This is a genomic window from Nonomuraea sp. CA-143628 (genome assembly GCF_050942315.1).
Classification (GTDB): domain Bacteria; phylum Actinomycetota; class Actinomycetes; order Streptosporangiales; family Streptosporangiaceae; genus Nonomuraea.
The window spans coordinates 7,106,574-7,125,306 of sequence record NZ_CP192072.1 but is presented as its reverse complement, the minus strand read 5'-3'; the positions used below and the strand labels follow the sequence as shown (position 1 = coordinate 7,125,306).

General features: G+C 72.4%; 13 protein-coding genes. 7 read left to right on the top strand and 6 right to left on the bottom strand.

Features of this window, described 5'->3' with window-relative positions; translation table 11 throughout:
- Positions 1 to 139 precede the first annotated feature (139 nt).
- On the bottom strand, positions 140 to 1,687 hold the full coding sequence (amaB, locus tag ACQP2T_RS32690) for an L-piperidine-6-carboxylate dehydrogenase (RefSeq protein ID WP_433508751.1): 1,548 nt from the start codon (positions 1,685 to 1,687) through the stop codon (positions 140 to 142).
- Positions 1,688 to 1,725: 38 nt separating this feature from the next.
- Positions 1,726 to 3,162, bottom strand: a complete 1,437-nt coding sequence (gene hglS, locus ACQP2T_RS32685; RefSeq protein ID WP_433508750.1) for a 2-oxoadipate dioxygenase/decarboxylase — start codon at positions 3,160 to 3,162, stop codon at positions 1,726 to 1,728.
- Positions 3,163 to 3,301: 139 nt separating this feature from the next.
- On the opposite strand from hglS, the gene ACQP2T_RS32680 reads away from it, so the two are divergent.
- Entirely contained in the window at positions 3,302 to 4,198 is an 897-nt protein-coding gene (locus ACQP2T_RS32680; protein ID WP_433508749.1) for a LysR family transcriptional regulator, read from the top strand.
- 32 nt (positions 4,199 to 4,230) lie between these two features.
- Here the strand turns inward: ACQP2T_RS32680 and ACQP2T_RS32675 are convergent, their stop codons facing one another.
- Complete coding sequence (locus ACQP2T_RS32675) at positions 4,231 to 6,765, bottom strand: LuxR C-terminal-related transcriptional regulator (RefSeq protein WP_433508748.1); 2,535 nt, start codon at positions 6,763 to 6,765, stop codon at positions 4,231 to 4,233.
- 65 nt (positions 6,766 to 6,830) lie between these two features.
- On the opposite strand from ACQP2T_RS32675, the gene ACQP2T_RS32670 reads away from it, so the two are divergent.
- The 3 genes from ACQP2T_RS32670 to ACQP2T_RS32660 all read left to right on the top strand — a co-directional run bounded on the left by ACQP2T_RS32670 (position 6,831) and on the right by ACQP2T_RS32660 (position 11,019).
- Positions 6,831 to 7,937 (top strand): hypothetical protein, encoded by a 1,107-nt coding sequence (locus ACQP2T_RS32670; protein WP_433508747.1) that lies wholly within the window; start codon positions 6,831 to 6,833, stop codon positions 7,935 to 7,937.
- A 49-nt stretch (positions 7,938 to 7,986) separates the two neighbouring features.
- The gene (locus tag ACQP2T_RS32665) at positions 7,987 to 8,523 is read left to right on the top strand and encodes an RICIN domain-containing protein (RefSeq protein ID WP_433508746.1); all 537 of its coding nucleotides are present in this window, start codon (positions 7,987 to 7,989) and stop codon (positions 8,521 to 8,523) included.
- A gap of 204 nt (positions 8,524 to 8,727) precedes the next feature.
- Entirely contained in the window at positions 8,728 to 11,019 is a 2,292-nt protein-coding gene (locus ACQP2T_RS32660; protein ID WP_433508745.1) for a HelD family protein, read from the top strand.
- Between the two features lie 78 nt (positions 11,020 to 11,097).
- Here ACQP2T_RS32660 and ACQP2T_RS32655 read toward each other — a convergent pair whose 3' ends face one another.
- Complete coding sequence (locus ACQP2T_RS32655) at positions 11,098 to 11,547, bottom strand: MarR family winged helix-turn-helix transcriptional regulator (RefSeq protein ID WP_433508744.1); 450 nt, start codon at positions 11,545 to 11,547, stop codon at positions 11,098 to 11,100.
- A 97-nt stretch (positions 11,548 to 11,644) separates the two neighbouring features.
- On the opposite strand from ACQP2T_RS32655, the gene ACQP2T_RS32650 reads away from it, so the two are divergent.
- The 3 genes from ACQP2T_RS32650 (at position 11,645) to ACQP2T_RS32640 (ending at position 17,167) form a co-directional block, all read left to right on the top strand.
- Positions 11,645 to 14,905 (top strand): efflux RND transporter permease subunit, encoded by a 3,261-nt coding sequence (locus tag ACQP2T_RS32650; RefSeq protein WP_433508743.1) that lies wholly within the window; start codon positions 11,645 to 11,647, stop codon positions 14,903 to 14,905.
- A gap of 70 nt (positions 14,906 to 14,975) precedes the next feature.
- Positions 14,976 to 16,406: an adenylosuccinate lyase gene (gene purB / locus ACQP2T_RS32645; RefSeq protein ID WP_433508742.1), complete on the top strand. Its 1,431-nt coding sequence runs from the start codon at positions 14,976 to 14,978 to the stop codon at positions 16,404 to 16,406.
- Complete coding sequence (locus ACQP2T_RS32640; protein ID WP_433508741.1) at positions 16,403 to 17,167, top strand: GNAT family N-acetyltransferase; 765 nt, start codon at positions 16,403 to 16,405, stop codon at positions 17,165 to 17,167. The genes purB and ACQP2T_RS32640 overlap by 4 nt, the downstream gene beginning before the upstream one ends.
- Before the next feature lie 109 nt (positions 17,168 to 17,276).
- Here ACQP2T_RS32640 and ACQP2T_RS32635 read toward each other — a convergent pair whose 3' ends face one another.
- Complete coding sequence (locus ACQP2T_RS32635) at positions 17,277 to 17,543, bottom strand: protealysin inhibitor emfourin (protein WP_433508740.1); 267 nt, start codon at positions 17,541 to 17,543, stop codon at positions 17,277 to 17,279.
- A gap of 104 nt (positions 17,544 to 17,647) precedes the next feature.
- Positions 17,648 to 18,721 carry a M4 family metallopeptidase gene (locus tag ACQP2T_RS32630; protein WP_433508739.1) on the bottom strand — a complete coding sequence of 358 codons (1,074 nt, stop codon included), beginning with the start codon at positions 18,719 to 18,721 and terminating at the stop codon, positions 17,648 to 17,650.
- Positions 18,722 to 18,733 lie beyond the last annotated feature (12 nt).

Here is an 18,733-nt window from a genome sequence, read left to right as displayed (position 1 = left end):
GTTTGTACAAACAATCAACGCGACAGGCCGCCGCACTGGTCTGGGTCGCGCTTCGATCCGGATCGCTGCCCTGGGCCGCTGGGCTGGGCCGGTGAGCCGCAGGGCCGAGGGTCCGCTGGTCTGGGTCGTGGTGCGGGCGTTAGAGGAAGCTCACGTTCTGGGCGAGGGTCAGCTGGTCGGAGTAGTTGACGGTGCCGGTCGCGCGGCGCATGTAGGCGCGCCAGGAGTCCGAGCCGGACTCGCGCCCGCCGCCGGTCTCCTTCTCGCCGCCGAAGGCCCCGCCGATCTCCGCGCCCGAGGTGCCGATGTTGACGTTGACGATGCCGCAGTCGGAGCCGTCGGCGGCCAGGAAGCGCTCGGCCTCCCGCAGGTCCCGGGTGAAGATGCTGGAGGACAGCCCTTGGGGCACGTCGTTGTTCAGGGCGATGGCCTGGCTCAGTGTCCGGTAGGTCTGCACGTACAGGATCGGCGCGAAGGTCTCCTCCCGGACGATGCCCGACTGCGCGCCGCTGCCCGGCTGTGCGTCCATGTGGACGATGGCGGGCTCGGCGTAGTAGGCCGCCGGGGCGGCGTCGGCGAGCCGGCGCCCGCCGCCGGCCAGGATCTCACCGCCCTCGGACCGCGCGGTGCTCAGCGCCCGCCGCATCGCCTCGTGGGCCTGAGCGGAGATGAGCGGTCCGACCAGGGTGGTGTCGCCGAACGGGTCGCCGATGGGCAGCTTCGCGTAGGCGGTGGTGAGCCGGTCGATCAGCTCGCCGGCGATGTCGGTGTGCGCGATGAGCCGGCGCAGGGTGGTGCAGCGCTGCCCGGCGGTGCCGGCCGCGGCGAACACGATGGCGGAGGCGGCCAGGTCGAGGTCGGCCGACGGGGTGACCACGGCGGCGTTGTTGCCGCCCAGCTCCAGCAGCGAACGCCTGAAGCGGGCGGCGACCCGCGGACCGACCTGGCGTCCCATGCGGACCGAGCCGGTGGCGCTGACCAGCGCCACCCGCCGGTCGTCGGCCAGCCGCTCCCCGACGGCGCGCTCGCCGAGCAGCAGCCGGTGTACATCGCTGGGCATGCCGCTCTCGGCCGCCGCCACGGCCAGCAGCCGGTCGCAGGCCAGGGAGGTGAGCGGCGTCAGCTCCGACGGCTTCCACACGACGGTGTCGCCGCAGACCAGCGCTATGGCGGTGTTCCACGCCCACACGGCGGCCGGGAAGTTGAACGCGGAGATCACGCCGACGACCCCAAGGGGGTGCCAGGTCTCCGACAGCCGGTGGCCGGGCCGTTCTGAGGCGATGGTGCGCCCGTACAGTTGGCGCGACAAGCCGACCGCGAACTCGCAGATGTCGATCATCTCCTGGACCTCGCCGAGCGCCTCCGAGCGGATCTTGCCCGCTTCGATGGTGACGAGGTCGGCCAGGTCGTCGCGGTGCTCGCGCAGGAGTTCGGCGAGCCTGAGTACCACCTCGCCGCGGCGGGGGGCGGGCACCGTGCGCCATGCCAGGAACGCCTCGTGCGCGGCCCCGATCGCCTCGCCGGCGTCGGCGGGCGTCGCGGCCGTGAGGCCGAGCAGGGTCTCGCCGGTGATCGGCGTACGGGCGTGCAGGTCGTCGCCCTCCTCCAGGGTGACCTCCAGGCGGGCCAGGATGTCGAGGGCGCGTCGGCGCAGGACGCCGGTGGCGGGCAGGGTGGTCGTGGTCATGAACGGCTCTCCGTCGCGGTAGGAGGTCGGGCTCGGGGTCAGCTGATCTCGGGCAGGCCGAGCGCGTGGGCGGCGTCCTCCAGAGAGCGCCGCTGCTGGCTCTCGTACAAGGTGAACGGGTCCAGCACCTCGGCCCCGATGGCGCCGGAGAGCCAGTCGCCGTCGTAGCCGGCGGCGGCGCGGCTGTCGTCCCTGACGCCCTGCCCGGTGAGGTTGGACTGGAAGATGCCGGCCGCCGAGCGGGGCAGGAAGTCCTCGTAGACGATGGGCTCCGGGCGCAGCCAGCCGTGGTCGATCAGGTCGGCGAGCCCGCCGCCGGGCCGCCGCCCGTCACGCGGGCGATCCGGCACCGGCCGATAGGTGAAGTACGCCAGCCGCTCGACCGCCAGATCCCGCTCCGTCGCGGGGAACTCCCGCTCCCACAGGGCCCGCGCGCGGTCCGCCTGGTCGCTGTGGGAGCGGGCGGCCCGCGCACGGCCGCCGGCAGCCTGGGCGACAGTACGGTCGGCTAGGTTGGCGTCGGCTCTGGCTTGCAGGTCGTCGTAGCGTTCGCGTCCGGCGCGGGTCAGTGCGATTCCGCGCGCCTCCACCTCGCCGAAGCGCACCCGCAGCGATCCCGTGGTGATCCCGCCGTCAGGCCGGCGCAGCGCGCGTGGCTCGGCGAGGGCGCGAAAGGAGGTCTGGCGCAGCAGTACGTCCGGGCCGGACCAGCGCGGCGGCCCCTGGATCTGGTCGATCATGGTGATGCCGCGCTCGGTCATCCGCGCGTACAGCTCGTCGATGTCGAGGACGCGCGGCGTCAGGTGGTTGATGTGGGTGCTGCTCACGCCGCCGATGTCGGCCGCGACCGCCGAGATGCGTTCCAGGGTGTCGTACCAGGCCTGGTCGATCGGCTCCTGGCTCAGCGCGAACGCCTGGACGGCCAGGTGCGTGAAGCGTTCGGCCTGCTCGCGCGGCAGTTCGCGCTCGCGTCCGGCCCGATCGGCCAGCTCCAGCAGTTCCGGCGGGAACAGCCGCCGCCCGGCCAGGAACCCCTCCAGCCGCTGACGCAGGTCCGGGTCGAAGAAGCGGGGATCGGCCGGTGTGAGCATGGAGGTGAAGACCCGGAAGGGATCGCCGGCCAGCTCGTCGGCGGCGACGGGACGAAAGGCGGTCGAGACCACGGGCACGGCGCTGGCGGCGGCCTCACGCAGGTCGTAGAACCCGACCGGGCGCATCCCCAGCGCCCCGAAGATCCGCGCGACCTGCCGCAGCTCGGCGGGGGTGCCGACGCGGATGGCGCCGTGCCGTTCGGCGGTGACGCGCTCGATGGAGCCCAGCCGCTCGGCGCCGGCTCCCGCCCGCCGCAGGACGCCGTCGTTGACCTTCTGGGAGACCTCCACCAGCGTCCGGTAGGCGGGCACCTCCTGCCCGTACATCTCCGACAGGCGCCGCGCGAACGCCGCGCGCAGCCGCCCTTGAGAGACCATGACCATGCGTTATCTCCTCCAGGTACGGATGGCTTTGTCCACGATGGAGGTGATCCCGGGTGAATCCAAGCCCCAGCAGCCCGATAGATTTCCAGCCAAAGCCCAAGCACTGCTGAGGGTGCTCTACTGGCGGCGCGGAGTCGGCATGATCAAACCCCTGCATCTGGTCACTCTGCGAGAGGTGTGCCGGACCGGATCGTTCGCGCTGGCGGCGCGCGAGCTCGGCTACACGGCCTCGGCGGTGTCGCAGCAGATCGCGGCGCTGGAGAAGGACACCGGGCTGGAGCTGTTCGAGCGCGAGGCGCGCGGCGTGCGCACCACCGCGGCGGCGCACCGGCTGGTCGAGCTGAGCCAGCGGGTGCTGGCCACGCTGGAGGACTTCGGCTACGAGGTGCGCGAACTGGCCGCCGGCACCACCGGCCGGCTGCGGCTGGGCAGCTTCCCCACGGCCAGCGTACGGCTGGTGCCGCCCACCCTGTCGGCCTTCACCCGCCGCTACCCCCGCGCGGAGATCCTCCTGGAGGAGGGCGAGCCCGAGGAGCTGATCCCGCGGGTGATCGACGGCGCCCTGGACCTGGCGCTGGTCTACGAGTACGGCCTCACCCCGCGGCGGTGGCCCGGCGGCCTGGCCGCCCACCACCTGCTGCGCGAGGACCTGCTCCTGCTACGGCCCCGCGACCACGCCCCGGGCGCCGGGCTGCCCGAGCTGGCCGGGGAGCGCTGGATCACCAGCGGTGAGGGCACCGGCGGCGCCCTGTCCCTGACCCGGCTGTGCGCGGCGGCCGGGTTCGTGCCCGCGGTCACCTTCCGCAGCAACAACTATGACGTGGTCCGCCACCTGGTGGCCGCCCGGCTGGGGGTGGCGGTGGTGCCCGCTCTGGGCCATGTTCCCGACGACCGCGTCGTGGCGACGCGCCTGGAGGCGCCCGCCGCCCACCGCACGGTGGTCGCCCTGCACCGGGAGGCCAACGGCAACCCCCTGCTCGCCGACGCCCTGCAGACCCTGCGGCAGGCTGCAGGGCCGCAGTTGAACCAGGGCTGAGGTAGGAGAGCGTGCTCGGCCAGGAGTAAGCACTATTCTTCCGGCCCGCCCAGGAGGGCGGCCAGGGCGGTGCGATCGTTGACGCCGGTCCTTTCGTAGATGGCGTACAGCGTGTTGGCCACCGTGCGAACGGACACGACGAGCCGCTCGGCGATCTCACGGTTGGTCAGCCCCTGGGCGGCCAGCACGGCGATCTCGCGCTGCCTCGGCGTCAGGCCTGGGACGTCGAGGTCCATCAGCGCCAGCGTACGGGCACCCTGGCAGCGCTGGGACAGTCGCCAGGCCCGCGTCTGCGCCGCCCGCATGCCACGCCACTGCCCGCACTCGCGGTAGCGGGCCGCCGCCTGCGCCGCCGCCTCGGCCGCGTACAGCAGCAGGCCGAGCCGTTCGAAGCCCTGCGAGACCGCGTCGAGCCGCACGCCGTCGCGGGCGGCGGCATGCCGCGCGAACAGGGCGACCAGCGGGCTGTCGATGTCGAGCGCGGCGAGCCGGGCCGACACCAGGTCGGGGCGGCCCAGCCGGACGACGTCGTGCAGCGCGTACGGCACGTCGCACGCCGGCGCGCTCTCGGCGCTGTCCAGGCAGATCTCGACGGCCCCGGCGGCGTCGCCGCGCCCGGCCATGGTCCACGCGCGAGCCAAGCGCAGGGGCAGGACGCCGTAGGGGCCGATCGGCGTGCCCGCGCCCTCCGCTCGCGCCAGGGCCTGCTCGGCGGCGGCGACGTCGCCGAGCAGGGCGTAGGCGTGCGCGAGTTCGCCCAGGCAGGCTCCGGCCAGCGTGCTGGGGACGGGCAGCCGCACGACGGTGTCGCGGGCCCAGGCCAGGGCGTCGGTGAGCCGGCCGCGCAGCCGCAGCACGCGGGTCTTGGCCGCGCCGAACTCCAGGATCGCCCGCGTCCAGCTGCCCCACTGGCCTCCCAGCTCGTATCCCTCGTCGGCCAGGCGCTCGGCGGTGTCCAGATCGCCGAGCAGCAGGGCGGCGTTCGCGGCGTGCCCGGTCAGGGCGGCCGAAAGGCTGCGCATGGCGTCCGGTTGCTCGGCCAGCCGGGCGCCGGCCTCCCGCACGCGGGCCAGGCATTGCGTGGCCCGGCCCCGCGCCAGCAGGACGGCCGCCTCGGCCCCGCCGATCATGCGCTCGCCGTGCGGGCTGAGCGGGCCCATGTCCCGCGTCTGTTCCAGCAGGTCCTCGGCGGCGGCGATGTCGCCGGTGAGGGCGGCCACCACGGCCCGCATGATGAAGGCGCCCTGCCGTCCTTCGACACCGCGGGCCAGCCGGGTGGTCTCTTCCAGGACGGCCCGCGCCCGTGCGACCTCCCCGAGCCCGACGGTCAGGTTCAGCGCGCGCTGCACGCCGAGGTCGATCCGGGCCGTCTCGCCCATCTCCGCCGCCCAGACGCCGGCGTACATCTCCTCGGCCTCGGCGTGCCGGTCGGTGTAGAACAGCACGGTGCCGAGCGCGGCCAGCGCGGGCGTTCCGCCGCCCGCGGCCACGGCCGCGCGGCCGAGCCGTACGGCCAGCTCCAGGTCCCGGACGACCCTGGCGCGTTCGCAGCCGGCCAGCAGCAGCCCGGGATCGCCGCTCATGCCGGCCTCCAGCCGCCACAGCGCCACCCTGAGCACGTCCTCGCGCCGTCGTAGCCCGGCCTCGGCGACCGCCTGGGCCAGCCGGCGCATCATCGCGCGGGCGCGCAGCACGCCGCAGCCGTCCCTGATGACCTCGCCGTACAGGGGGTGCGCGAGCCGTACCTGCAGCCGCCGGCCGTCGCGCTGCACGGTGACGAGCTGACGGTCCTCCAGCTGCTGGACGGCGTCGAGGCGGCCGAGGACGGCCAGCAGGTCGGCGCCGAGCGGCTCACCGTAGGCCAGCAGCTCCATCGCCTCGCGCTCGCTGACGGTCAGGTCACCGATGCGGGCGGCGACGGTCTCGCGCAGCGTGGGCGTGATCGTCAGCGGCCCGCGCCAGCGCCACACGTCCCCGTCCTGCAGGAGGATCCCGGACATGACGAGCTCGTGCAGGTAGAGCGCGTTGCCCTGGCTGGCGCGCCACAGCCGGGCCACGGTCGCCGACTCCACCCGGCCGCCCAGGGCGGCCTCCAGGACGGCCGCGGTGTCCTTGAGGGAGAACGGCTCCAGCTCCAGGCGCGGCACCAGGCCGTCCTTCCACAGGGCGTGCACCGCGTCCGGCACGGCCGTCCCGCTGCGCAGCGTCGCGATCACCCGGGTGCCGCCCCGCGTCGCGAGGTGGTGGACGAGCGCGGCCGAGGCCGCATCGAGCAGGTGGGCGTCGTCCACGACGAGCACCGGCGCGCGCAGCGCGGCGGCCGCCCAGCCCAGCGGGTTGCCGGTGGGCGGCGTGGCGGGCAGCAGCGGCGCGAAGGCGCCCAGCGGCAGCTGTCCGGCGGCCGCCGTGGCCCGCGCCCAGGCCACCCCGTCGAGATCGTGTACGGCCCGCGCCACCAGGCGGCTCTTACCCGTGCCCGGCGCTCCGGCGACGACCACGCCCCGGTCGGCGGACCTGATGGCCGCGAGTTGCGCCGTACGCCCGACGAACGGCCAGGAGGCTGCCACGGCGAAAGCCTATTTGAGTAGGCCCTGCTCATGCGAGGCAGTATCGCGCTCGGCAGGCTGGAGCCATGACCGAAACACCGGCCGCCGGCCTGAGGGACCTCGTCCGCGTGAGCCTCGGCGATCCGCTGGCCGAGATCGCCGAGCAGCGCGTCGAGCCCCTCCACCACGATTCCGGGTCGCTGTCGACGGCCTGGATCCACCGCGTGCGCGGCACGACGACCGGCGGCGTGAGCTGGTCGTTCTTCGTCAAGTCGATCCACGCGATCAAGCACTCGGCCTGGTTCGCGCGGATGCCGGAGGGGCTGAGGGCCGAGGCGACGGCGCGGTTCCCCTGGCGGGCCGACGCGGACGTCTACCTGGCCCGCTGCCCGCTGCCCGACGGGTTGCGGCTGCCGCGGATGTACCGGCTGGAGGACCTGGGGGATGACCGGCTGGTCATGTGGCTGGAGGATGTGCGGGTCGAGCCCGCCGCGTGGGGCCTGGACCGCTACCGCGCGGCCGCCCGCCTGCTCGGCGACCTCGCCGCCGCACGGCCTGTGGCGGGTCGGTCGTCTGCGCCGCGCGAGCCGCTCAACCGTGGGCTGCGCTGGTTCTGCGCGGGTCCTGTCGCCCAGCTGTTCCTGCCGATGCTGCGGGATCCGGCCACCTGGCGCCACCCTCTGGTCGCCCGGCACGCCGATCCGCTGCTGCGGGCCGACCTGCTGGCTCTGGCCGACCGGATCGGCCCGCTGCTGCAGGCGCTGGACGGCCTGCCGCACACCCTTGTCCACGGCGACGCCGGCCCCATGAACCTGCTGGTCCCGGCCGACGGGTCGGCGGAGTTCGTGGCCGTCGACTGGAGCTGGCCGCACCCGGCGGCCGTGGGTTTCGACCTCGGCCAGCTCCTGGTCGGCCGGGCCCACACCGGCGAGCTCGATCCCGCGGACCTGCCCGCCGTCCACGAGGTGATCGAGGCCGCCTACGCCGCCGCGACGGCCGCGATCGCCGACCCCCGCGAGGTCTCCTTCGGCTACGCCGCCGCGCTCGTGCTGCGCAGCGCGTGGACCGCGATCCCCGTGGAGCTCCTTGACCAGGACCCCACGGCCGAACTGCACGAGCTGTTTCGCAGGCGGGCCGCGCTCGCTCGCTTCATCGTCGACCTGGGGCGGTCGTTGCGCCCCTGCGACGGATGAGCAATCCGCTTGTCACACCCACTCTGGATCACATGAGAGGAAAATGATCATGTCTTTCGCTGCCATCCGCCGTGCTCTCGCCGTGGCCTCGGCCGCGGCCGCCGGCCTCACCCTCACCGCGCCCGGGGTCGCCCACGCCGCGACCACCTACTACGAGATCGTCGCCGAGCACAGCGGCAGATGCTTAGACGTCCAGGACGCCAGCCGCGCCCACGGCGCCGACGTCGTGCAGGCGTACTGCGTGAGGGGATACAACCAGCAGTGGTCTTTCGTGCCGACCGACAGCGGTTATTTCAAGCTGGTCGCCCGGCACAGCGGCCTGTGCCTGGACGTCCAGGACGCCAGCCGCTTCCACGGCGCCAATGTTCTGCAGGCGAGGTGCTGGTCGCCGGGCTACAACCAGCAGTGGAGGATGCGGACGCCGCCCGGGGCGAAATGGCGCGGCAGCGGCGCCTTCGAACTGGTCGCCAGGCACAGCGGCCTGTGCCTGGACGTCCAGGACGCCAGCCGCGCCCATGGCGCCAATGTCCTTCAGGCGATCTGCAAGGATCGCCCCAACCAGATCTGGCGTCGCCGAACCCCATGAGCGTCACTCGTATCCGGCCCCCGCTCCCGGCATCGCGTCGGCGCGGGGGCCGTCCGCGTGCTGCGGGTGCCGCGCGCGGTGTGCGTGGCGTCGCGGGAGCGCGCGCAGGCGGTTGCGGGAAGGCGGAAGGGGAGGTACGCTCGCATACTTGGCACTTCAAACCAAGAGCGATATACAAGCCTCCCGTTAGGAGTATACCAGCGAATGGCTAATCGTCAAGATGCTCTCGCGGAAGCCCTTGACGTCGAGCAGGGGACCGTGTCCATGCTCTACGGCAGACTCGACGCGGCGCGTGAGCGGGCGCGGGCGGTGCTGCGTGAGGTGTACGGCCAGGGCGGCGCGCTGGGCACCCGCCAGGCCAGGGTCGAGCGCGAGGTGAGCGCCGCGGAGCAGGCGCGGCGGCTGGCGCAGCTGGACGGGGTCGAGCGCGGGCTGTGCTTCGGCCGCATCGACGAGCGCGGCGGCCAGAGCACCTACATCGGCCGGATCGGGCTGCGCGATGCCGAGCACGAGTCGGTGCTGGTCGACTGGCGCGCCCCGGCGGCCCGCCCGTTCTACGTGGCCACGGCCAGCGATCCCGGCGCCCTGCTGCGCCGCCGTCACCTGCACACCCGCGAGCGCACGGTGGTGGGCCTGGATGACGAGGTGTTCGACCTGGAGGCGATGAGCGAGGGCGAGCGCCGCACCCTGGTCGGCGAGGCGGCGCTGCTGGCGGCGCTGCGCCGGGGCCGCACAGGCCGGATGGGCGACGTGGTGGCCACCATCCAGACCGAGCAGGACCGGGTGATCCGCGCCGGCCTGCAGGGGGCGCTGGTGGTGCAGGGCGGCCCCGGCACCGGCAAGACCGTCGCGGCGCTGCATCGCGCCGCTTACCTCCTCTACACCCACCGCGACACGCTGGAGCGGCGGGGAGTGCTGGTGGTGGGGCCCAATCCGATGTTCCTGCGCTACATCGGCCAGGTGCTGCCGGCGCTGGGCGAGACGCAGGTGGTGATGTCGACGGTGGGGGAGTTGTTCCCCGGGGTGCGCGCGACCGCCGCCGACGGGCCGCGGGCGGCGGTGGTCAAGGGCGACGTGCGGATGGCCGAGGTGGTGGCGGCGGCGGTGCGCGAGCGGCAGCGCCTGCCCGAGGGCGATCTGGAGGTGGGTCTGGACGGCCGGGTGCTGCGGGTGCCGCGCGCGGTGTGCGTGGCGTTGCGGGAGCGGGCGCGGGCGGTGCGGTTGCCGCACAACATGGCGCGCAAGCTGTTCGTCACCGAAGTGCTGAAGGAGCTGGCGCGGGCCGAGGCGCGGGCGGTGGAGGAGGCATTGCGGCTGGCGGAGATGGAGTTCGAGGATCCGGAGCTGGAGGAGCCGCTGGATCTGGAGCGCGACCTGGACGAGGTCGATCTCGCGCTGGCCTCCGCGCGGCTGTGGCAGGAGCCCGCGATATACCAGGCGGTGGAGGGGTTGTGGCCGGAGCTGACGCCGCAGCGCCTCATCGCGGAGTTGCTGGCCTGCCCGGAGACGCTGTGGCAGATCTCGCCGCCGGGGCTGGAGTGGCGGGCGCTGGTACGGCCGGTGGATTCGCCGTGGACGATCGGCGACGTCCCGCTGCTGGATGAGGCGGCCGAACTGCTGGGCGAGGACGACTCGGCCAGCCGGTCGGCCTCCAGGCTGGCCGAGGGCGAGTGGGAAGAGCAGGAGCGCTACGCCCGTGAGGTGCTGGAGAGCACCGGCCTGCTGGAGGAGGGCATCTTCGACCGGGCCGACGTCCTGGCCGATCGCCACGCCGATGCCGGCCCGGACCTGAGCACCGCCGAGCGGGCCGCGGCCGACCGCCAGTGGGCCTACGGTCACGTGATCGTGGACGAGGCGCAGGAGTTGTCGGCGATGGCGTGGCGGATGGTCATGCGCCGGGTTCCGGCCCGCTCGCTGACGGTGGTGGGCGACATCGCCCAGACGGGTTCGGCGGCGGGCGCGCGCTCGTGGGGCGAGGTGCTGGATCCTTATCTGCGTGGCCGCTGGCGGGAGGAGCGGCTGCTGGTCAACTACCGGACGCCGGCGGAGATCATGCGGGTCGCGGCCGACGTCCTGCGCGTGGTCGACCCGTCCCAGAGCGTGCCGGAGTCGGTCAGGGACGGGGAGGCCGAGCCCCGCGCGGTCCGTACGGGCCTGGCCGGGCTGCCCGCGCTGGTGGCCGAGGAGCTGGCGCTGATCGGCGAGGGGCGCCTGGCCGTCCTGACCCCGGACGCCGCTCACGCGCCGGTGGCGGCGCTGCTGCCGGGCGGCGGCGATCTGGAGGCCCCGGTGGTGGTGCTGACGGTGACCCAGTGCAAGGGGCTGGAGTTCGACGCCGTCATCGTGGTGGAGCCGGCGGCCATCATGGCGCAGTCACCGATGGGCGGCCAGGACCTGTATGTGGCGGTGACCAGGGCCACCCGCCGCCTGACGATCACCCACGAGAACGACCTGCCGCCGGTCTTGTCCCGCATGTCCAAAAAATCTACTTTGTAAAGGCGGTCGGGCGGGACAAAAACCCAAACACATAATCGAATAAATACCCTCATTTAGACCCAAGGGGTTTACGGAGGGTCACGGGTAGAGCTGGTCGGCGACCTCGCGGACGCGGGTGGTCACCTGCAGCAGGCAGCGCAGGGTCTCGGTGTCGAGGTGGTCCATGATGCGCCGGTAGTGCTCCAGGCCGACGTCGTTGATCTCGGCCAGGAGCTTGGCGCCCGCCTCCGTCAGCTCCACCCGGCGCACGCGCCGATCGTGGGGGTCCTCGCGCCGGCTGACCAGCCCATGGCTGACCAGCCGGTCGACGATGCCGGTCACGGTGCCCAGGCCGACGCCGAGGTCGTGGGCCAGCTCCTGCCCGGAGACCGAACCGGTGTGGGACAGCAGCATGACGACCTTCAGTTGCCGCATGGTGAGGTTGGAGGTGAACAAGGCGGACTGGGTCTGGCTGAGGGCCCGCCCGAGGCCGCGCTGGGTCTCGGTGATCCGGCGGATCAGGTCTTCGCGTTCGTCGTCCACACTCACCTCTCGCTTCCTGAGAAGGCTATCAGGAAAGCCAAGGCAGATTAAATATTCGTACAAGGCGAAGTGTTAGTCTGGGGCGAAATCTGAAGGGACGCCCATGACCGCATTCGCCCGGTTGAGTCTTGCCAACCGCAGCCTCGTGATCTTACTGTCGATCGTGATCACCGCTTTCGGCGCGTTCACGATCCCGCAGCTCAAGCAGCAGTTGCTGCCGTCGCTGTCGTTCCCCGGCGCGTTCGTGATCGCCTCCTATCCCGGGGCTTCGCCCGAGATCGTGGAAGACCAGGTGACCAAGCCGCTGGAGGACTCCTTCCAGGGCATTGACGGCATGGAGCAGATGACCTCCACCTCCAAGGAGGGCATGACCCAGGTTCAGGTGGCCTTCGCCTTCGGCACCGACATCGAGGCGTCGATCAGCAAGATGCAGCAGGCGGTCAGCCGAGTGCAGCCGCAGTTGCCCGCCGGTGTGGATCCCCAGGTGGTCGCGGGTAACACCGATGACATTCCGGTGCTGGTGCTGGCGGTGGGCGACGGCGGCGACGAGCGGGCGATGGCCGACAAGCTGCGCCAGATCATGGTGCCGGAGCTGCAGGCCGTGCCGGGGGTACGGGAGGCGACGGTCACGGGCACCCGTGACGAGGTCGTCACGATCAAGCCGGACCTGAAGAAGATGGCGCTGGCGGGGGTGTCGGCGGCACAGATCCCGGACGTGCTCAAGGCGAACGGGACGCCGATCCCGGCGGGCACGCTCAACTCCGGCTCCTCCTCCCTCACGGTGCAGGTGGGCGAGCGCCTCGATTCGATCGACAAGCTGAAGGACCTGTACCTGACTCCGGCCCAGCCGCAGGCCAGCCCGGCCCAGGCCCAGGCCCAGGCCCAGGCCCAGGCCCAGCCGCAGGCGCAGCCGCAGCAGGGCCGGCCGGGCGGGCAGCAGCAGCCGGGCGGCCGGCCGGCGCAGACGACCGCGCTCGCCCAGCCCAAGCCGCTCAAGCCGGTGAAGCTGGGTTCGGTGGCCGACATCACGCGCGGCCTGGCCGAGGCGACGACGATCACCCGTACCGACGGCCGGACCAGCCTGGGCGTGTCGGTGACGATGATGCCCGACGGCAACGCGGTGTCGATCTCCAACGCGATCCGCGAGAAGCTGCCCGACCTGGGCCGCTCGCTGGGCGACTCGTCGGAGACGGCCGTGGAGGTGGTCTTCGACCAGGCCCCCTACGTTCAGCAGTCGATCGAGAGCCTGACCACCGAGGGCCTGCTGGGCCTGGCGTTCGCGGTGCTGGTCATCTTGGTGTTCCTGCTGTCGGTGCGCTCGACGCTGGTGACGGCGGTGTCGATCCCGCTGTCGGTGGTGATCGCGCTGATCGCGTTGTGGGCGGGCGACTATTCGCTGAACATGCTGACCCTCGGCGCGCTGACGATCGCGGTCGGCCGGGTGGTGGACGACTCGATCGTGGTGCTGGAGAACATCAAGCGCCACCTCGGCTACGGCGAGGCGAAACTGTCGGCGATCTTGTCGGCGGTACGCGAGGTGTCGGGCGCGGTGACGGCCTCGACGCTGACGACGGTGGCGGTGTTCGCGCCGATCGCGGTGGTCGGCGGCATGGTGGGTGAGTTGTTCGGCCCGTTCGCGGTCACGGTGGCGGTGGCGTTGCTGGCCTCGCTGGTGGTGTCGCTGACGGTGGTGCCGGTGATGGCGTACTGGTTCCTCAAGGCGCCGGTGCTGACGCCGGAGCAGGCGCGGGCGCAGCGGGAGGCGGCCGAGGCCAAGGAGCTGCGCAGCCCGCTGCAGCGCGCCTATCTGCCGGTGCTGCGGTTCGCGACGCGTTTCAAGCTGGTGACGATCCTGATCGGGCTGGCGGTGATGGTCGGCACGCTGGGACTGGCGGGCAGGCTGCAGACCAACTTCCTGGACTCGGCCGGCCAGAACACGATCTCGGTGTCGCAGAAGATGCCCGTGGGCACGGACCTGGCCACCACGGACGCGGCCGCCAAGAAGGTGGAGGGCCTCCTGGCCGGCCTGGACGGCGTGGAGACCTACCAGGTCAACGTCGGTGGCGGCAACGCGATGCGCGGCGGTGCCGGCGGCGGCGCGGACCGCGCCTCGTACTCGCTGACGCTGAAGGACGGCGCCGACACTCCGGCGGTGGAGCAGGCGCTGCGTGAGAAGCTGAGCGGTCTTTCGGACGTCGGTGAGGTGACGGTCGGCGGGTCGGGCGGCGGCGGTTTCTCCTCCGACTCCATCGATGTGATCGTGCAGGCGGCCGACGCCCAGACGCTGCGAAGCGCGGCCGACGCGGTCAAGACGGCGATGGGCCAGGTGCCGGGCCTGCGTGATGTGTCGTCCAACCTGGAGGCCAGCGCCCCGCGCGTCGAGGTGCGGGTCGACAAGGAGAAGGCGGCCGCCAAGGGGCTGTCGGAGGCGCAGATCGGCCAGTCGGTGGCGCAGGCCTTCCGCGGCGCGCCGCTGGGCCAGCTGACGCTGGACGGGCGGGCCAGTGACCTGGTGCTGCGCGTGGGTGAGGCTCCCGAGGACGTCAAGGAGATCGAGAAGCTGAAGCTGGCCACGGCGACGGGCCTGGTGAAGCTGTCGTCGGTGGCCGACGTGAAGCGGGTGGCGGGGCCGACGCAGGTGACCCGGATCGACGGTGAGCGCTCGGCGACGGTGTCGGCCAAGACGACGGGCTCGGACCTGGGCAGCGTGACGCAGGCGCTGACGACGAAGCTGAAGGGGGTCACCCTGGCCGCGGGCGCCTCCTATGAGATCGGTGGCGCGTCGGCGGATCAGCAGGAGGCGTTCGCGGATCTGGGGCTGGCGATGCTGGCGGCGATCGCGATCGTGTTCATGATCATGGTGGCGACGTTCCGCAGCTTCGTGCAGCCGCTGATCTTGCTGGTGTCGATTCCGTTCGCCGCGACGGGCGCGGTCGGGCTGCTGGTGGCCACCGGCACGGCGATGGGTGTGCCGGCGCTGATCGGCATGCTGATGCTGATCGGGATCGTGGTGACCAACGCGATCGTGCTGATCGACCTGATCAACCAGTACCGCGCTCAGGGGCTGGGGATCGTGGAGGCGGTCATCGAGGGCGGCCGGCGCAGGCTGCGGCCGATCCTGATGACGGCGGTGGCCACGATCTGCGCGCTGACGCCGATGGCGCTGGGCGTGACGGGGCAGGGCGGGTTCATCTCCCAGCCGCTGGCGGTCGTGGTCATCGGCGGGCTGATCACCTCGACGCTGCTGACGCTCGTGCTGGTTCCGACCCTCTACACGATGGTGGAGCGGGCCAAGGAGCGGCTGCGCCGCAAGCCGGCCGAGCCGAAGAAGGAAGAGGCGAAGGTTTTGGCTCCGACCCCGTAGAACAGAGGGGTGCTGCGCCCGTACGGCCTGGTGCCGTACGGGCGCAGCCGTGTGAATAGACTTGTCCGACGTGACTTCCAAGCCGCGTGTCCCTAATGTTTTGGCCGCCCGTTATGCCTCCCCGGAGCTGGCCCGGTTGTGGTCCCCCGAGTACAAAGTCGTCGCCGAGCGGCGGCTGTGGCTGGCGGTGCTGCGGGCGCAGGCGGAGCTCGGGGTCACGGTCCCGGACAGCGCGGTCGCCGACTACGAGAAGGTGGTCGAGCAGGTCGATCTGGGCTCCATCGCCGCGCGGGAGCGGGTGACGCGCCACGACGTGAAGGCGCGCATCGAGGAGTTCAACGCGCTGGCCGGGCACGAGCAGGTGCACAAGGGCATGACCTCGCGTGACCTGACCGAGAACGTCGAGCAGCTGCAGATACGCGACAGCCTCCTGCTGGTACGCGACCGGGTGGTGGCGTTGCTGGCCCGGCTGGCGCGCCTGGCCGAGGAGCATGAGACGACGGTGGTGGCGGGCCGTTCGCACAACGTGGCGGCGCAGGCCACCACGCTGGGCAAGCGGTTCGCCTCGGCGGCCGATGAGCTGCTGGTGGCCTTCGGCCGGCTGCAGGAGCTGATCGCCCGCTACCCGCTGCGCGGCATCAAGGGACCGGTGGGCACCGCCCAGGACATGCTGGACCTGCTGGACGGCGACCGCGCGAAGCTGGCGGAGCTGGAGGGCCGGGTGGCCGCGCATCTGGGGTTCGAGCGGCGTTTCACCAGCGTGGGCCAGGTCTACCCGCGCTCGCTGGACTTCGAGGTCGTCTCGGCCCTGGTGCAGCTGGCGGCCTCGCCGTCGTCGCTGGCCAAGACGATCCGGCTGATGGCCGGGCACGAGCTGGTGACGGAGGGGTTCAAGGAGGGGCAGGTCGGCTCGTCGGCGATGCCGCACAAGATGAACACCCGCTCCTGCGAACGGGTGAACGGCCTGACGGTGGTGCTGCGCGGTTACGCCTCGATGGTGGCCGAGCTGGCGGGCGACCAGTGGAACGAGGGCGATGTGTCGTGCTCGGTGGTGCGCCGGGTGGCGCTGCCGGACGCCTTCTTCGCCTTCGACGGGCTGGTGGAGACGATGCTGACGGTCCTGGACGAGTTCGGCGCGTTCCCGGCGGTGATCTCGGCGGAGCTGGACCGCTACCTGCCGTTCCTGGCCACGACGAAGATGCTCATGGCGGCGGTGCGCGCCGGGGTGGGCCGGGAGCGGGCGCACGAGCTGATCAAGGAGCACGCGGTGGCTTCGGCGCTGGCGATGCGCTCACGCGGCGCGGCCAACGAGCTGCTGGAGCGGCTGGCGGCCGATGAGCGTTTCCCGCTGGACCGCGCGGCTTTGGCGGCGCTGCTGGCCGACCGGGTGTCGTTCACCGGCGCGGCGGCCGAGCAGGTGGCGGCGCTGTCGCGGTCGGTGGGCGAGATCGTGGCGGCCCACCCGGAGGCGGCGGCCTACCGGCCGGGCTCGATTCTGTGATCGCCGAGCTGTCGCGGCTGGATGAGGTGCGCTCGGCGTGCGGGGACGACGACCTGCTGATGTGGGCGGCGCAGGGGCTCTCCGGTGGCGTGCGGGTGTGGGCGTCGGGTGAGGCGGTGGTGGCGGCCTCGCCGGGCCTGTCGCGCCGGGACCGGCTGGCGGTGTGGGGCGGCGCGGCATGCGCGACGCGGCTGGTACGGCACGCGCTGAGCGAGATGGGGCCCTCGTATCGGCCGGTGGGTGAGGCCGGCCTGGTGGCAGAGGTGACGGCGCGGCTGGCGGAGTTGGAGGTGGCGGGCACGTTCTGGTGGATGAGCCTGCCCGCCCCGGCCCCGGGCTCGGGCTCGGCTCCGGGCTCGGGGGACGCGGCGGGCGGCCCGGACGAGGCCGGGTGGCTGGGGCCGGAGATGGACGCGGAGGTGGCCGGGTTGCTGGCGGCCGCCGCGCCGGATTCGTACGCGGTGCCGGGCGTGCCCGGAGTACGGCGATGGGCCGGGGTACGGACCGGCGCCGGGCTGGCGGCGGTCGCGGCCGAGGCGTGGAGCGCCCCCTCGGTCGGCTTCCTGGCGGGGGTGGCGACGGCGGCCCGCTTTCGCGGGCGTGGGCTGGCGCATCGGCTGTGCCGGTGGGTCTCGGGCGAGATGGTGGCGGCGCGGGGCCGGGCGGCGCTGATGGTGGATGAGGACAACCGGGCGGCGATCGGGGTGTACGAGCGGATCGGCTACCGGCACCGCCCGCTCATGGCCTCGCGGGTGGCGTAGGACGCCCTTTTGAGGACGCGCCACGGCGCCCGCCGCCTGCGGCACGAATGAGGCCTCCCCGCGTTGTGCCGTACGGGGCGGCGGGTTTGTGCGCCTTCATGGGCTCGGTTTATGGGCGAGCGTGGCGGAGCAGTTCGGTGAGCAGGGGGCGCAGGGCCGCGGGCACCTGCGACTCGGTCAGCTCGGTGACCTGGTCGCCGGTGGGGCGGTGGACGGTCAGCCGGTAGCGGGGCTGGGAGGAGCCGGCCGGTTCGGCGGCCGCGCCGGGGCCGAGGCGCCGCAGCAGGTCGTCGAGGCTGTCGTCCAGGTCGGTGTCGAGGGTGGCGGTGCGGCGCAGGCCGGTGAAGCCGCCGCTGGTTTCGAGCGTGACACGCATGGGCGTCCCTCCGGTTTCACCCCTACGGTACGGGGCTCGGCCCGGGTCCGGGGCGGGCTTGGGCCGCGCGACCCTCGCCGCCGGACCCGTGCGGAGAGCCTCGGTTACCAGAATCCCTGCTGCCTGGCGGCGCCGCGGACGGTCTGGGGGGACTGGCGGGGGACGAGCCCGGCGCGGGCCAGGATGCGGGCCTGGGCGACGGCGACGGTGGCGGCGTCGGCGAACTTGGCGTTGGGCCACAGGTTCTGCAGCGTCTGGTACATGATCACGGTGGCCGCGTAGAGGCCGAGGTCCTGGCTGATGAGGTAGAACCAGCGGTTGGTGATGCCGGACATGATGTGCGGGTCGGCGGGTTCGAAGTAGCCGGACATGTCGCGGGGTTGCGGGTCGCGGCCCATCAGGGGGTTGTCGAAGGCGGTGCCGGGTTCGGCCATGTTGCGCAGCGCCTCGCCGTACAGGTCGTCGGCCATGATCTCGTCGCCGATGAGCCAGTTGTGGGTGTGGGCGTCCTGGCCGCTCGCGTAGGCGTCGATGGCGGTGCCGAGCATGTCGCTGAAGGATTCGTTCAGTGCGCCGCTCTGGTCGTTGGTGTAGTTGAGGTTGGCGCTGAACTGGGTGACGCCGTGGGTGAGCTCGTGGGCGCACACGTCCATGCTGGCGGTCAGGTCCTTGAAGACCTGGCCGCTGCCGTTGCCGAACACCATGCGCAGGCCCGCGTCGTCCCAGAAGGCGTTGTCGAAGGCGATGCCGAAGTTGACGTTGGCGACGAGGTTGAGGCCGGCGTTGTCGATGGAATCGCGGCCGAGCCGGTCCTTGTAGTAGGTGCGTACCGTGCCGAGGTGGTCGTAGGCGTCGTTGGCGTTCTGGGCGGCGACGGCGGGGTCTCCTTCGCCGCGGATGAAGGTGACGTCGAAGGTCCACTGGTTGAGGTCGTCGTAGACGAGGCGTCCGCCGGTGCCGGGTTTGGGGACGGTGAGCCCCGGGGGCACGCTTTCGGGTTCGGCGGTCAGGCGCTGCTGGGCCAGCGGGAGGGCGTCGGTGCTGCGCCGGCCGCGGCGGAACTGGGCGGAGACGACGGCCGAGCGCTGGGCGGGAGAGGGTTCGGCGCTCTGCTGTGCCTGGACCTTGGCGATGTGGTCGAGGACGTGGGGCGGGACGAAGGAGCAGCGATATGCCATGGCTGAGCCCTT